This is a genomic window from Micromonospora sp. NBC_00362, assembly GCF_026342155.1.
Classification (GTDB): domain Bacteria; phylum Actinomycetota; class Actinomycetes; order Mycobacteriales; family Micromonosporaceae; genus Micromonospora; species Micromonospora hortensis.
Genome location: NZ_JAPENH010000001.1, coordinates 2,474,465 through 2,489,865, shown reverse-complemented (window position 1 = coordinate 2,489,865; position 15,401 = coordinate 2,474,465). Strand labels below are relative to the sequence as shown.

The 15,401-nt window shown below is 68.0% G+C and carries 10 protein-coding genes; all 10 read left to right on the top strand.

Translation table 11 applies throughout. The features are described from left to right. Positions 1-51 precede the first annotated feature (51 nt). The 10 genes from OG992_RS11275 (at position 52) to mmsB (ending at position 15,322) form a co-directional block, all read left to right on the top strand. The gene (locus OG992_RS11275; protein ID WP_238686381.1) at positions 52-1,593 is read left to right on the top strand and encodes a sugar ABC transporter ATP-binding protein; all 1,542 of its coding nucleotides are present in this window, start codon (positions 52-54) and stop codon (positions 1,591-1,593) included. After that, positions 1,590-2,660: an ABC transporter permease gene (locus tag OG992_RS11270; RefSeq protein WP_238686380.1), complete on the top strand. Its 1,071-nt coding sequence runs from the start codon at positions 1,590-1,592 to the stop codon at positions 2,658-2,660. Before OG992_RS11275 ends, OG992_RS11270 begins: the two co-directional genes overlap by 4 nt. Beyond that, positions 2,657-3,646 carry a galactofuranose ABC transporter, permease protein YjfF gene (gene yjfF / locus OG992_RS11265; RefSeq protein ID WP_238686379.1) on the top strand — a complete coding sequence of 330 codons (990 nt, stop codon included), beginning with the start codon at positions 2,657-2,659 and terminating at the stop codon, positions 3,644-3,646. The genes OG992_RS11270 and yjfF overlap by 4 nt, the downstream gene beginning before the upstream one ends. A gap of 26 nt (positions 3,647-3,672) precedes the next feature. Continuing rightward, complete coding sequence (gene araA, locus OG992_RS11260) at positions 3,673-5,175, top strand: L-arabinose isomerase (RefSeq protein WP_238686378.1); 1,503 nt, start codon at positions 3,673-3,675, stop codon at positions 5,173-5,175. Between the two features lie 338 nt (positions 5,176-5,513). Continuing rightward, complete coding sequence (locus OG992_RS11255) at positions 5,514-7,619, top strand: family 43 glycosylhydrolase (protein WP_266303178.1); 2,106 nt, start codon at positions 5,514-5,516, stop codon at positions 7,617-7,619. A gap of 412 nt (positions 7,620-8,031) precedes the next feature. Continuing rightward, positions 8,032-9,018, top strand: coding sequence for a LacI family DNA-binding transcriptional regulator (locus tag OG992_RS11250; RefSeq protein WP_238686376.1), 987 nt, complete (start codon positions 8,032-8,034; stop codon positions 9,016-9,018). Between the two features lie 325 nt (positions 9,019-9,343). Continuing rightward, positions 9,344-10,999 (top strand): glycoside hydrolase family 27 protein, encoded by a 1,656-nt coding sequence (locus tag OG992_RS11245; protein ID WP_238686375.1) that lies wholly within the window; start codon positions 9,344-9,346, stop codon positions 10,997-10,999. 312 nt (positions 11,000-11,311) lie between these two features. Beyond that, positions 11,312-12,454 carry a multiple monosaccharide ABC transporter substrate-binding protein gene (gene chvE, locus OG992_RS11240; RefSeq protein ID WP_091401170.1) on the top strand — a complete coding sequence of 381 codons (1,143 nt, stop codon included), beginning with the start codon at positions 11,312-11,314 and terminating at the stop codon, positions 12,452-12,454. Between the two features lie 82 nt (positions 12,455-12,536). After that, entirely contained in the window at positions 12,537-14,075 is a 1,539-nt protein-coding gene (mmsA, locus tag OG992_RS11235; RefSeq protein WP_112585361.1) for a multiple monosaccharide ABC transporter ATP-binding protein, read from the top strand. After that, positions 14,072-15,322, top strand: a complete 1,251-nt coding sequence (mmsB, locus tag OG992_RS11230; protein ID WP_238686374.1) for a multiple monosaccharide ABC transporter permease — start codon at positions 14,072-14,074, stop codon at positions 15,320-15,322. The genes mmsA and mmsB overlap by 4 nt, the downstream gene beginning before the upstream one ends. Positions 15,323-15,401: the final 79 nt, after the last annotated feature.

Here is a 15,401-nt window from a genome sequence, read left to right as displayed (position 1 = left end):
CGGGAGCGTAGCGGCCCTTCCGTGTCGACAACCCAGAAGAGGTCTGATGGGATGACGGATAGCCGTCCGGTCCTGACGATGACCGGGATCAGCAAGTCCTTCCCCGGGGTGCGCGCACTCCACGACGTCAACTTCCGGCTCTTTCCCGGCGAGGTGCACGCCCTGATGGGCGAGAACGGCGCCGGCAAATCCACGCTCATCAAGGTGCTCACCGGCGTCTACGACACCGACCAGGGCGCGATCACCCTCGACGGCGAGCCCGTGTCGTTCACCGGGCCGATGCAGGCGACCGCCGCCGGTGTCAGCACCGTTTTCCAGGAAGTCAACCTCTGCACCAACCTCTCGGTGGCGGAGAACATCTTCATCGGCCGTGAGCCTCGGGTCTTCGGCGCCGTCCGCTGGGGTGAGGTCCGCCGCCGCGCCCGAGCCCTGCTGGCCCGCCTCGACCTCGACCTCGACGTCAGCGCGCCACTCGGCTCGTACTCGCTCGCGATCCAGCAGATGGTCGCCATCGCCCGCGCCATCGACATCAAGGCCCGGGTGCTGATCCTGGACGAGCCGACGTCCAGCCTCGACGCCGGCGAGGTGGCGCAGCTGTTCCGCATCATGCGGCAACTGCGCGACGAGGGCATCGCGATCCTGTTCGTGACCCACTTCCTCGACCAGGTCTACGAGATCGCCGACCGGATCACCGTGCTGCGCAACGGCGGGCTCGTCGGCGAGTACCTCACCACCGAGCTGCCCCAGCTCTCCCTGGTCGAGAAGATGATCGGCAAGGAACTCGACGTCCTGGAGGGCATCGAGGAGCACTCCCGGCGGGATCTGGCCGCGCTGGAGGAGGGCACCCCCCTGGTGGCGGTGTCGAACTTCGGTCGGTCGGGTGCTGTCGAGCCGTTCAGCCTCACCATCCACGCTGGCGAGGTGGTGGGCCTTGCCGGCCTGCTGGGCTCGGGGCGTACCGAGGTCGCGCGGTTGCTGTTCGGCGCGGACCGGACCGACGGCGGCCAGGTCGCGATCGACGGCACGGCGAGCAGCCTGCGCACCCCGGCGCAGGCCATCGACCACGGTGTGGGCTTCTGTTCGGAGAACCGCCGGGCCGAGGGGATCGTCGCGGACCTGTCGGTCCGCGAGAACATGATCCTCGCCATGCAGGCGGCCCGCGGCTGGCTGCGGCCCATCCCGCGTCGCCGCCAGGACGAGCTGGTCGACAAGTACGTCAAGGCCCTCAACATCCGGCCCGCCGACCCGGAGGTGCCGGTCCGCAACCTCTCCGGCGGTAACCAGCAGAAGGTGCTGCTGGCCCGGTGGCTGATCACCGAGCCGCGACTGCTGATCCTCGACGAGCCGACCCGGGGCATCGACATCGGGGCGAAGACCGAGATCCAGAAGCTCGTGACGCAGCTGTCCGACGGTGGCATGGCGGTGCTGTTCATCTCCGCCGAGCTGGAGGAGGTGCTGCGCCTCAGCCACAAGGTGGCCGTCATGCGGGACCGGCAGATGGTCGCGCAGCTCGCCAACGACGAGAGCCTGGACGCCGACCGCATCATGCAGACCATCGCCAGCGGATCCCACCGGGAGGAGGCAGACCGATGAACGACACCATGAGCCGCTATCGGACGATGATCGGTCACCGGCTGTTCTGGCCCGCCGCCGTGCTGTTCGTCATGCTCGCCGCGAACACGATCTACCGGCCCGGGTTCCTGTCCATCGAGCTCAAGGACGGGCACCTGTACGGCACGCCGGTCGACATCCTGCGGCTGAGCGCACCGCTGATCCTGGTCGCGCTGGGCATGACCCTGGTCATCTCCACCGGCGGCATCGACCTGTCGGTGGGCTCGCTCTGCGCGATCAGCGGCGCGATCGCCTGCATGTACATCAGCAAGCAGCCCGACCAGAACAGCCTCGGCGTGGTGGTGACCGCCCTCGCGATGGCGATGGGCGTCTCGCTGGTGCTCGGCGCCTGGAACGGGGTGCTGGTGGCCGTGATCGGGATCCAACCGATCATCGCCACCCTGATCCTGATGGTCGCCGGGCGGGGTCTCGCCCAGCTGATCACCGAGGGTCAGATCATCACCATCAACTCCGAGCCGTACCGGGCGATCGGCCTGGGCCACGCGTTGACCCTGCCGTTGGCCATCTTCATCGCGCTCGCCGCGGCCCTGCTGGTCGCGGCGTTCACCCGTCGCACCGCACTCGGCATGATCATCGAGTCGGTCGGCGGCAACGCCATGGCCAGCCGGCTCGCCGGTATCCGGTCCGGCCGGGTCATCTTCCTCGCGTACGTGATCAGCGCCGCGTGTGCCGCGGTCGCCGGTTTCATGATGACGGCCAACGTCTCCAGTGCCGACGGCAACGCCGTCGGCCTCTGGGTCGAGCTGGACGCGATCCTCGCGGTCGTCATCGGCGGTACGTCCCTCGCGGGCGGCCGGTTCTTCCTGAGTGGCACGATCATCGGCGCGCTGATCATCCAGACCCTGACCACGACCGTGTACGCCATGGACATCTCACCGCAGACCTCGCTGCTGTTCAAGGCGGTCGTCGTCATCGCCGTCTGCCTGATCCAGGCACCGGCCTTCCGGGCCCGGTTCAGCCGACGGAGGCGTAACGTCCCGCCGCCCGCCACCATCGCCGACAAGCCGAAGGAGCAGGTGCCGGCATGACCACTGGAACGCTTACCGCCGGTCGTACCCGGTTCCGGCTGCCGAGGAAGCAGATACCGGTCCTGGCGACGCTCGCCCTGCTGCTGGTGATGTACGGCATCGGCGTCTCGCAGTACACGGCGTTCTCCAACGTCCAGGTCATCTTCAACGTCTTCATCGACAACAGCTTCCTGCTCGTCGTCGCGGTGGGCATGACCTTCGTGATCCTCACCGGTGGCATCGACCTGTCGGTCGGTTCGGTGGTCGCGATGACGGCGATGGTGTCGGCCGCGCTGCTGCAGGACGGCATGCCGGCGGCGTTGGTGCTGGTCATCGCCCTGCTCATCGGTCCGACGCTCGGCCTGTTGATGGGCTGCGTGATCCACTTCTTCGAGATCCAGCCGTTCATCGTCACGCTCGCCGGGATGTTCTTCGCCCGGGGCATGTGCACCTTCATCTCCGGCGCGTCGGTCCCGATCACCGACGGGTTCTGGACCTCGATGTCGCAGGAGCGGATCGGTAATCCCCAGGGCAACTTCGTGTCGATCAGCGTGCTGATCGCCTTCGTGGTGGTCGCCATCGCCGCGTACACGCTGGCCTACACCCGGCTGGGCCGCAACGTGTACGCCATCGGCGGCAACCCGCAGTCGGCGCTGCTGATGGGCCTGCCGGTGGGGCGGACCCGGATCGCCGTCTACACGATCAGTGGTCTCTGCTCGGCCATCGGCGGCATCCTGCTGTCCTTCTACACCCTCTCCGGTGCGCCGCTGATCGCCGTGGGGATGGAGCTGGACGTCATCGCCGCCGTCGTCATCGGTGGCACTGTGCTCACCGGCGGCGCGGGTTACGTCTTCGGCACGGTGCTCGGCGTGCTGGTCCTCGGCGTGATCCAGACCCTCATCACCTTCGATGGGAGCCTCAACTCCTGGTGGACCAAGATCGTGATTGGTGGTCTGCTCTTCGCGTTCATCCTCCTCCAGCGCCTCATCGGAATCCGTTACAAGTGACCGCCCCTCTCGCGGAAGGCAACTCCATGGCACCACACACCGAACCCGAGATCTGGTTCCTCACCGGCAGCCAAGGCATGTACGGCGAGGAGACGCTCCGCCAGGTGGCCGAGCAGTCTCGCCAGATCGCGGCCGCGCTCGACGACTCGCCGCAGATTCCCGCCCGCGTGGTCTGGAAGCCCGTCCTGACCAACAGCGGTGAGATCCTGCAGGTCTGTCGGGACGCCGCCGCTCAGGGTGCCGTCGGGGTCATCGCCTGGATGCACACGTTCTCACCGGCCAAGATGTGGATCTCCGGTCTGGACGCGTTGCAGACACCGCTGCTGCACCTGCACACCCAGGCCAACGTTCTGCTGCCGTGGAACGACATCGACATGGACTTCATGAACCTGAACCAGGCCGCCCACGGCGACCGCGAGTTCGGGTACATCCAGACGCGTCTCGGTGTGGCCCGCAAGACCGTGGCCGGGCACGTCAGCGACCCGCGGGTGACCACTCGGGTCGGGGCGTGGGCCCGTGCCGCGCTGGGCTGGTCGGCGATGCGGTCGCTGCGCCTGGCCCGCTTCGGTGACAACATGCGCGACGTCGCGGTGACCGAGGGCGACAAGGTCGAGGCCGAGCTGCGGTTCGGGGTCTCGGTCAACACCTACGGCGTCAACGACCTGGTCGAGGTGGTCGGCGAGGTCACCGACGCGCAGGTGGACGACCTGGTCAAGGAGTACGAGGACACCTACCGCATCGTTGGGGAGCTGCTGCCCGGCGGCGAGCAGCACGACTCCCTGCGGTACGCCGCGCGCCTGGAGTTGGGCATGCGCGCCTTCCTGGACGCGGGCGGGTTCCGGGCCTTCACGACGAACTTCGAGGACCTCGGGGGGCTGCGTCAGCTGCCGGGCATCGCCGTGCAGCGGTTGATGGCGGACGGCTACGGCTTCGGCGGCGAGGGCGACTGGAAGACCTCGGTCCTGGTCCGCACCCTCAAGGCGATGTCGGTGGGCGTGAGCGGCGGCACGTCGTTCATGGAGGACTACACCTACGACCTCACCCCGGGCAACGAGTTGGTGCTCGGCGCCCACATGCTGGAGGTCTGCCCGACCATCGCCTCCGACGTGCCCAACGTGGAGATCCACCCGCTGAGCATCGGTGGCCGGGAGGACCCGGTCCGGCTGGTGTTCGACGCCGCATCCGGTCCGGCCGTGGTGCTCGGGCTGTCCGACATGGGCGAGCGCTTCCGGCTGGTGGCCAACGAGATCGACGTGGTGGCCCCGCCGCAACCGCTGCGCCGGTTGCCGGTCGCCCGTGCCGTCTGGCGTCCGCGCCCGGACCTGCCGGTCTCGGCCGAGGCATGGATCACCGCGGGCGCCCCGCACCACACGGTGCTGTCGCAGGCGGTGGGCGTGGAGGAGCTGCACGACCTGGCGGAGATGAGCCGCACCGAGCTGGTCGTCATCGACGCCGACACGGAGCCCCGCCGCTTCGCCGACGAGCTGCGCTGGAACCAGGCCTACCACCGGCTGGCCCGCGGCTTCTGATTCGCGCTGTCGGATCGTACGGAAACGGGTGGTCCATCCCTGCCTGCGGGCGGGGTTGGGCCACCCGTTCGCGTGTGCGCCAGTCGGGCCCCGAGGCGATTGTGTTACGCCTTGACTAACAGCATGTTATCGCTCACAGTCTATAACCAAGATGGTCGATGTCGTTGGCTGGTCCGGCCGCGCGCGCGTCCTAACCCCGCGGTTTCGGCACCTGGTCACCGCGACGGTCGGGCGAGCGGTGTTAGCGATCACATGGCCGGGCATGGTCAGCTCGGTGCCCCGCCCGGTGCCGCGGACGCCGACCCAGACCGCACGGTTCGCGTCAGCAGAGGAGGATCATGCTTTCCATCGGTCGGGTTCCCCGGGGTGCGCCACGACGGCGCGGGTGGCTGTCGAGACTCGCCGTCGCCGCGATGGTGCTGGTGGTCGGCGGCGCGGCTGCGGCCGTCGCCTCGTCGCCGGCGTCAGCGGCCACCGTCGACACCAGCGCCTGGTACGTGTTGGTGAACCGCAACAGTGGCAAGGCCGTGGACGTGTACAACCTGGCCACCACCGACGGTGCGCGGATCACCCAGTGGACGCGCAACAACGGCAATCAGCAGCAGTGGCAGTTCGTGGACTCCGGAGGCGGCTACTACCGACTCAAGTCGAGGTTGTCGGGCAAGGTGCTGGACGTCTCCGGTCGCTCGACCGCCAACGGCGCCAGCGTCGTGCAGTGGAGCGACAACAACGGCACCAACCAGCAGTTCCGGCTGGCCGACTCGGACGGCGGCTACGTCCGGTTGATCAACCGGAACAGCAACAAGGTGATGGAGGTGCAGGGCGCCTCGACCGCCGACGGTGGCAACATCGTGCAGTACGACGACTGGAACGGCACCAACCAGCAGTGGCAGCTCGTCCGCGTCGACGGCGGGACCGACCCCACGACGCCACCCCCGTCGAACGGCACGTACCCGAACCCGGTGGTCTGGCAGGACTTCGCCGACGTCGACATCATCCGGGTGGACAACGCCTACTACATGTCGGCGTCCACCATGCACTACTCGCCCGGCGCGCCGGTCCTGCGCTCGTACGACCTGGTGAACTGGGAGTTCGCCGGCCACTCGGTGCCCAAGCTCGACTTCGGCTCGAAGTACGACATGAGCGGTGGTAACGCCTACGTCGACGGGATCTGGGCGTCGACGCTGAACTACCGGCCGAGCAACAAGACGTACTACTGGGCCGGGTGCATCGACTTCGCCCAGACCCACATCTACACCGCGTCCGCCGTCGACGGCACCTGGAGCAAGCACGCCACCATCCCCAACTGCTACTACGACGCGGGGATGCTGGTCGACGACAACGACACCATGTACGTGGCGTACGGCAACGGCACCATCAGCGTGGCGCAGCTGTCCGCGGACGGGAAGTCCCAGGTCCGCGCCCAGCAGGTGTACCAGACGCCGTCGAGCATCGGGACGCTGGAGGGCGCCCGCTTCTACAAGCGCAACGGCGCCTACTACATCTGGCTCACCCGCCCGGCCAACGGCCAGTACGTGCTGAAGTCGACGAACGGACCGTTCGGCCCGTACGAGCAGCGGCAGGTGCTGCTCAACCTGCCGGGCCCGATCTCCGGTGGCGGTGTGCCGCACCAGGGTGGGCTGGTGCAGACCCAGAACGGCGACTGGTACTACATGTCCTTCGTCGACGCGTACCCCGGTGGTCGGATGCCGGCCATGGCCCCGATCACCTGGACCGGCGACGGCTGGCCGGTGCTGCAGACTGTCAACGGCACGTGGGGCAGCTCGTACCCGAAGCCGAACCTGCCCGCGCCGCCCCGGGCGGTCAAGCCGCTCACCGGCACCGACACGTTCGCCGGCACCACGCTCGGCCCGCAGTGGGAGTGGAACCACAACCCGGACACCAGCAAGTGGTCGGTCAACAACGGGCTGAACCTGCAGACCGCCACAGTCACCGGCGACCTGTACAAGGCGCGCAACACGCTGACCCACCGCATCCAGGGCCCCACCTCGACGGCGACGATCGAGTTGGACTACTCCACCATGCGCGACGGTGATCGCACCGGCCTGGCGGTGCTGCGCAACTCGTCGGCCTGGATCGGAGTCCGACGGGACAACGGCTCCACCCGACTGGTCATGCAGAACGGTCTGACGATGGACGGCAGCTGGAACACCACCAGCACCGGCAGCGAGGTGGCGAGCACCGCCGTCTCCGGTGGCCGGATCTGGTTGCGCGCCAACGCCGACATCAGACCCGGCTCCGGCCGACAGGCCCGTTTCTCGTACAGCACCGACGGGGTGAACTTCACCTCGTTCGGCAATGCCCTGACGCTGGCGAACAACTGGCAGTTCTTCATGGGCTACCGGTTCGCCATCTTCAACCACGCGACGCAGGCGCTTGGTGGCGCGGTCACCGTACGGCGCTTCGACCTGACCACCCCGTGACACCGGTCACACGACTATCGCACTAAGCGGTGGCGCTGGCGACGCAGCCCAGGCGGCATGTGAAGTCCGCGCCACCGCGTCAGGTCCTCGCCGGCCTGTTCCACGCTCTGCCCAGGGGCGAGGGCAGGCCGGCGTACCACATCAGGACCGCGTCCCGTGCCAGTTGGTGCGGGACTCCGAACGGGCACCGCGTTGTACGGCTTCGGCGCCTCGAGCGGTCCCCGCACGGGCGTGCCGTGTTCGGGGCCGTTGCTGGCGTAGACTGTCGGCGATCCAGCGCTGGTCACCTGGGATTCAGCACCGGCGTGGTGACTGAGCGAGGGGGATCGGGCCGGGCCGCTCCAGTCGACGTCGACGGGCCGCGGGCCGGAGATGTAGCGGGGGGAGTGAAATGGCCGTCCACGGTCCCGCGATGACGGACGTTGCTCGTCTCGCCGGTGTCTCCCATCAGACGGTGTCGCGGGTGCTCAACGGGCACCCCAACGTCCGTGAGCAGACCCGGCTTCGGGTACGCGCGGCGATCGCCGAACTCGGCTACCGCCCCAACGGCGCGGCACGTGCCCTGGTGACAGGTCGATCGCAGGTCATCGGTGTGGTCGCGCAGAACACGACGCTCTACGGTCCGGCGTCGCTGCTGGCCGCCCTGGAGCAGACCGCCGCCGAAGAGGGCTTCGCGGTCAGCGTCGGCAGCGTGCGAAACCTGGACCACCGCTCCATCTCGGCGGCCGTCGAGCGGCACCTGTCGCACCGGGTCGCCGGCATCGTGGTCATCGCCCCGGTCGAGTCGGCCGGTGAGGCGCTGGAGCGCCTACCCAAGGATGTCCCGCTGGTCACTGTCGACGGTGACCCGAGTCGGCCGGTGCCGCTGGTGACTGTCGACCAGGTGGCGGGCGCCCGGGCGGCGACGCAACATCTGCTCGACGCCGGGCACCGCACCGTCTGGCACGTCTCCGGGCCGACCGACTGGTTCGACAGCGTGGGTCGGATCGACGGCTGGCGGCAGGCGTTGGTGGCCGCCGGGCTGGAACCGCCGCCGCCGATGCCGGGGGACTGGTCCGCGGCGTCGGGTTACCGGTGCGGGCAGATGTTGGCGCGGATGCCGGAGGTCACCGCCGTCTTCACCGCCAACGACCATCTCGCGCTGGGCGTGCTGCGGGCACTGCACGAGTTCGGTCGACGGGTGCCGCACGAGATCAGCGTGGTCGGCTTCGACGACGTACCGGAGGCGGCGTACTTCATTCCGCCGCTGACCACCGTCCGACCGGACTTCGACGCGGTGGCGCGAGCGAGCCTGCAGATGCTGCTGTCCCAGATCGAGTCGGGCACCAGTGGGGCGCTGCGTCAGACCATCGCCCCCGCTCTGGTCGCCCGCGAGAGCGTCGCTCCACCTCGTCACTGACTGTTGGCGCCACCGGAGGTCGCCCCGCGTGGTGCGGGGAGAAGCCCCGCCACCGCCCCGCCCAGCAGTGAACGCGCGGGTGGGTCCGCCGCGCCAGCGTGCGCCAATTTTCGGCTTCCTCGCCGAATAAGACGCGGCTCGATGGGTTGCTGAGGGTAACTAATCGATGTCGAGCGATACGACGCGGTGAAGGTATTGAACCTCGTGAAATGTCGTCGTAACATGATGGGCGTCTCTGTTAACGCTAACAAAAATTGGCGTCCAACTATCGGCGTACCGACCAGCGATCGTAAACACGGGCGGGCGTCACCGACAAGGAGGCTCGATGAACCGCAATACCCGAGGTCGTCGCTGGGGGAGCGCACTGGCGGCCGGAATTCTGCTCGCCGGCGCCCTGGTCGGCCTTCGCGCCCCGACCGCGCAGGCACTGGACAACGGCGTGGCGCGCACTCCACCCATGGGGTGGAATTCGTGGAACCAGTTCGGCTGCAACATCAACGAGGCGCTGATCCGGCAGACGGCGGATGCGATCGTCAGCACCGGCATGCGGGACCTGGGCTACAACTACGTCGTGGTCGACGACTGCTGGTTCAACCCCAACCGGGACAGCTCCGGCAACATCCAGGGCGACCCGAGTCGGTTCCCCAGCGGGATGAAGGCGCTCGGCGACTACCTGCACGCCCGGAACCTGAAGTTCGGCCTCTACCAGGTGCCGGTCGACAAGACCTGCGCGCAGTACTTCGGCGCCTACCCCGGGGCGACCGGCAGTCGGGGCCACGAGGTGCAGGACGCGCGCCAGTTCGCCGCCTGGGGTGTCGACTTCCTCAAGTACGACTGGTGCTCGCCGGAGGGCAGCATCAACGACCAGGTGGCCACCTTCGCCAAGATGCGTGACGCGCTGGCCGCCACCGGTCGGCCGATCGTCTACAGCATCAACCCCAACAGCATCCACGCCAAGACCGGCCCGCAGCGCAACTGGGGCGACGTGGCGAACATGTGGCGCACCACCGAGGACATCACCAACGCGTGGGACACCGGCCAGACCAACGGCTACCCGATGGGCATCCAGAACATCATCAACGTGACCGTTCCGCTGGCGTCCTACGCGAGGCCGGGTGGGTTCAACGACCCCGACATGATGGAGATCGGCCGCGGCGGCATGAACGACACGGAGATGCGCAGCCACTTCGCGATGTGGGCGATCATGGCGTCTCCGCTGATCGCCGGCAACGACGTGCGGAACATGAACGCGGCGACGCAGACGATCCTCAAGAACGCCAACCTGATCGCGATCAACCAGGACTCGCTCGGGTTGCAGGGGACGCAGGTGTCGTTCGACGGCACGCGTCGGGTGCTGGCCAAGCGGCTCGCCAACGGTGACGTCGCCGTCGCCCTCTTCAACCAGGGCGGCTCGACGACGACGATCTCGACCACGGCCGCGGCCATCGGCAAGTCCGGGTCGTCGTTCACCCTGGTGGACGCGTGGACCGGTGGCACCAGCACCAGCAGCGGGACCATCAGCGCCAGCGTCCCCGCCCACGGCACTGTGGTGTACCGGGTCAGCGGTGGCGGAACGACTCCTCCGACGACGCCGCCGCCGACCACGTCGAGCGCGTACGCCAGCGCCGCCTCCGGTCGCTGCCTCGACGTGCCGAACAGCAACACGACCAACGGCACGCAGCCGGTCATCTGGGACTGCAACGGCGCTGCCAACCAGCGCTGGACCAGCAGCGGTGGGACCCTGCAGGCCCTGGGCAAGTGCCTGGACGCGCCGCCGAACGCCGCGGCCGGCGCCAAGGTGCAGATCTGGGACTGCAACGGCGGGACCAACCAGCAGTGGGCGGTCAACGCCAACGGCACGATCAGCAACACGCAGTCGGGGCTCTGCCTGGACGTCAACGGCAACGCCACCGCCAACGGCACCACGGTGATCCTCTGGACCTGCACCGCGGCGGCGAACCAGCGGTGGTCGCAGCGGTAGCCGACCGGGGCCGCCGACCGCCGAGGTCGCGGCGACCCACCTGATCCGACGGCAGCGCCGGTGCCCGCGGACGACAGATGTCGTCCGCGGGCACCGGTCTGTAGAGTGCTGCGGACGACCACGCTGAGTTGCCGCGTCCTGCCCTTCCGGTGGATCGGCCACATGGCTACGCTCGCCTGGATGCTCCGTTACGAGACCGTGACACCGGTATTTCGGATCTGGTGTTGACGCAATCTATGTGAGCGCTAACACTACCCGAAAGATGACACTTGGCCCCGGCAGTCGGCGGGGGAGTCCAGAGAGGAGAAGCCCGTGGGCAGGAAATTCCTGGTTGCTCTCGGCGGCGCGGCACTCGCGCTGAGTTTGGCGGCGTGCAGCGGCGGGGGTGCGGGCAGCGGTGAGAAGTCCGGTGACGAGAAGCCGAGCGATTTGACCATCGGTGTCTCGATGCCGACGCAGACCTCGGAGCGGTGGATCGCCGACGGCAACGCGGTGAAGTCGAAGCTGGAAGCCAAGGGCTACAAGGTCGACCTCCAGTACGCCGGCGACGACATCCCCACGCAGTCGCAGCAGGTCGACCAGATGATCACCCAGGGTGCCGATGTTCTGGTCCTCGCGGCGATCGACGGCACCGCGCTCAGCAGCCAACTGCAGGCCGCCGCCGCCGCGAAGATCCCGGTCATCTCCTACGACCGACTGATCCGTGGCAGCAAGGACGTCGACTTCTACGTCAGCTTCGACAACTACAAGGTTGGCGTCGCCCAGGGCACCGCGCTGCTCGTCGGCCTCGGCCTGCTGAACAAGGACGGCTCGAAGGGCACGGCCAAGGGGCCGCTGAACGTCGAGCTCTTCGCCGGGTCGCTGGATGACAACAACACCCAGTACTTCTTCGGCGGCGCGATGGACACGCTGAAGCCGTTCATCGAGAACGGCACGCTGGTCGTCAAGTCCAAGCAGACCACTCCCGAGCAGGTAGCCATCCTGCGGTGGCAGCAGGAGACCGCGCAGAAGCGGATGGAGAACCTGCTCACCTCCAGCTACAACGACGGCTCGAAGGTCGACGGGGTGCTCTCGCCGTACGACGGCATCTCCCGCGGCATCATCACCGCCCTGCAGAACGCCGGCTACGGCAAGGGCGCGAAGAAGCTCCCGGTGGTTACCGGCCAGGACGCGGAGATCGCCTCGATCAAGCTGATCAACGACGGCGTGCAGAGCTCCACGGTCTTCAAGGACACCCGGCTGCTGGCCGAGCAGGCCGTGAACGCGGCCGAGGCGTTCCTGCAGAAGAAGCAGCCGCAGGCCAACGACACCCAGACGTACAACAACGGCGTCAAGGTCGTCCCGGCGTACCTGCTGCCGATCGCGACCGTCTACAAGGACGACATCAAGGCGACGCTGATCGACTCCGGCTACTGGACGGCGGAAGAGGTCGCCGCCGGTCAGGCCAAGAAGTAAGCCACTCGTCGGGCCCGGCGGTCACCCGCCGGGCCCGACGCCTGGGCGCGGACACGTCCAGACCTGACGGAGGACAGTGACAATGGACGACACCATCCTCGAGATGCGTCGCATCACCAAGACCTTCCCCGGCGTGACCGCGCTGGAGGACGTCACCCTCGCAGTGCGCCGCGGGGAGATCCACGCCATCTGTGGTGAGAACGGCGCCGGCAAGTCCACCCTGATGAAGGTGCTGTCCGGCGTCTACCCGTCCGGCTCGTACGACGGCGAGATCCTCTTCGACGGCAAGCCGATGCAGTTCCGTGGCATCCGCGACAGCGAGGCCAACGGCATCGTCATCATCCACCAGGAGCTCGCCCTGGTGCCGTACCTGTCGATCGCGGAGAACATCTTCCTCGGCAACGAGCGGCGCGGCCGCAGCGGGCTCATCGACTGGAACTTCGCCAACGCCGAAGCGGCGAAGCTGCTGGCGTCCGTCGGGCTGCACGAGAACCCGGTCACCCCGGTCATCCAGCTCGGCGTCGGCAAGCAGCAGCTCGTGGAGATCGCCAAGGCGCTGTCGAAGAAGGTGCGCCTACTCATCCTTGACGAGCCGACGGCCGCGCTCAACGACATCGACTCGGCGCACCTGCTCGACCTGTTGCGGGCCCTCAAGGAGCAGGGCATCACCTGCATCATGATCTCGCACAAGCTCAACGAGATCACCGCCATCGCCGACTCGACCACCGTCATCCGCGACGGGCGCGCCGTGGAGACCCTCGACATGCGGTCCGACGAGGTGACCCAGCAGCGGATCATCCGGGGCATGGTCGGGCGCGACCTGGACAGCTTCTACCCCGACCGCGAGTCGTCCCCCGGTGACGAGGTCCTGCGCATCGAGGACTGGACGGTGCGGCACCCGGTCCAGGACCGGATGGTCGTCGAGGGCGTCGGGCTGTCCGTACGCGCCGGCGAGGTCGTCGGCATCGCGGGCCTCATGGGGGCCGGGCGGACCGAGCTGGCCATGAGCGTGTTCGGTCGGTCCTACGGGCGTGACATCCGGGGCCGACTCTTCGTCCACGGGCGGGAGGTGCAGGCGCGCACCGTCGCCGAGGCGATCGACAACGGCATCGCCTACGTCACCGAGGACCGCAAGCGCTACGGCCTCAACCTCATCGACGACGTGCGGCGCAACGTGTCCGCCGCCGCGTTGGACCGGCTGTCCCGCCTGGGCTGGGTGAACGGCAACGAGGAGATCAAGGTTGCCGAGGCGAGCCGCAAGGAGATGAACATCCGCACGCCGAGCGTCATGGCGGTGGTCGGCAAGCTCTCCGGCGGCAACCAGCAGAAGGTCGTGCTGTCGAAGTGGCTGTTCACCGACCCGGACGTGCTGATCCTCGACGAGCCCACCCGCGGGATCGACGTCGGCGCCAAGTACGAGATCTACACGATCATCAACCGGCTGGTGGCCGCCGGTAAGGCGGTGATCGTCATCTCCTCCGAGCTGCCGGAGCTGCTCGGAATGTGCGACCGCATCTACACCCTCGCCGCCGGCCGGATCACCGGCGAGATGCCGGTGGCCGAGGCGACTCAGGAGAGCCTCATGGAGCTGATGACCAAGGACAAGGAGCTCGTCGGATGACCAGCATCAAGACCCCTTCGACGGAGCGCCCCACGCCCCCGGACAGCACGCCCACCGCCGCCCTGCACAGCGGGACGAGCGACCTTCGGGCGCTGGTGTTGAACAACCTGCGGCAGAGCGGGATCTACGTCGCCCTGGTCGTCATCGTCGCGCTCTTCGCGGTCCTGACCGACGGGGTGTTGCTGAGCCCCGGCAACATCACCAACATCGTCCTCCAGTACTCGTACATCCTGGTCCTCGCCATCGGGATGGTCATCCTGATCATCGGCGGGCACATCGACCTGTCGGTCGGATCGGTCGTCGCGCTCACCGGAGCGGTTTCCGCCGTCCTGGTGATCCAGCAGGGTCACCCCTGGTGGATCGGCGTCGTGGCCGCGCTGGTCGTCGGCGTCGCGGTCGGCGCGTGGCACGGGTTCTGGGTGGCGTACGCCGGCATTCCGGCGTTCATCGTGACCCTGGCCGGCATGCTGCTGTTCCGGGGTCTGACCCTGCGGGTGCTCGACAACATCTCGCTGTCGCCGTTCCCGTCCGAGTACCAGCAGGTCGCGGCGGGCTTCCTCAACGGCCTGCTCGGTGGGCAGGGCTTCGACGCCTTCACGTTGCTGATCGGCGCTGTCGCCGTGGCCGGCTACGCGGTCAGTGGCTTCCGCACCCGGGTGGCGCGGATCCGCTACCAGCAGCCCGTCGAGTCGTTCCCGCTGTTCGTCGCCCGGGTCGTGCTGGTCGGCGCGGTCCTCATGTACTTCGCCTGGCAGCTCGCGCACGCCCGAGGGCTGCCGATCGTGCTGATCATCCTGGCGGTCCTGGTGCTGGTCTACGGCCTGCTCACCCGGCGTACCGTCTTCGGTCGCCAGGTCTACGCCATCGGCGGCAACCTGTCGGCGGCGGCGCTGTCCGGGGTGAAGGTCCGCACCGTCAACTTCTGGATGTTCGTCAACATGGGCTTCCTGGCGGCGGTGGCCGGCGTCATCTACTCGTCGCGGTCGAACGGCGCCCAGCCCGCCGCCGGCAACATGTTCGAGCTGGACGCGATCGCCGCGGCCTTCATCGGCGGCGCGGCGGTCACCGGTGGCGTGGGCACCGTGGTGGGCGCGATGGTCGGTGGTCTGATCATGGCGGTGATGAGCAACGGCATGCAGCTGATGGGCATCGACCAGTCGACCCAGTCGGTAGTGAAGGGTCTCGTTCTGCTCGTCGCGGTCGCCTTCGACGTCTACAACAAGCGTCGCGCCGGCACCGCCCGCTGACGCCTGAACAGAACGCAGTGGCCCCTGACCGCAGAGCGGTCAGGGGCCACTGCGTTCCAACCGACTCCGCGATCTTGCA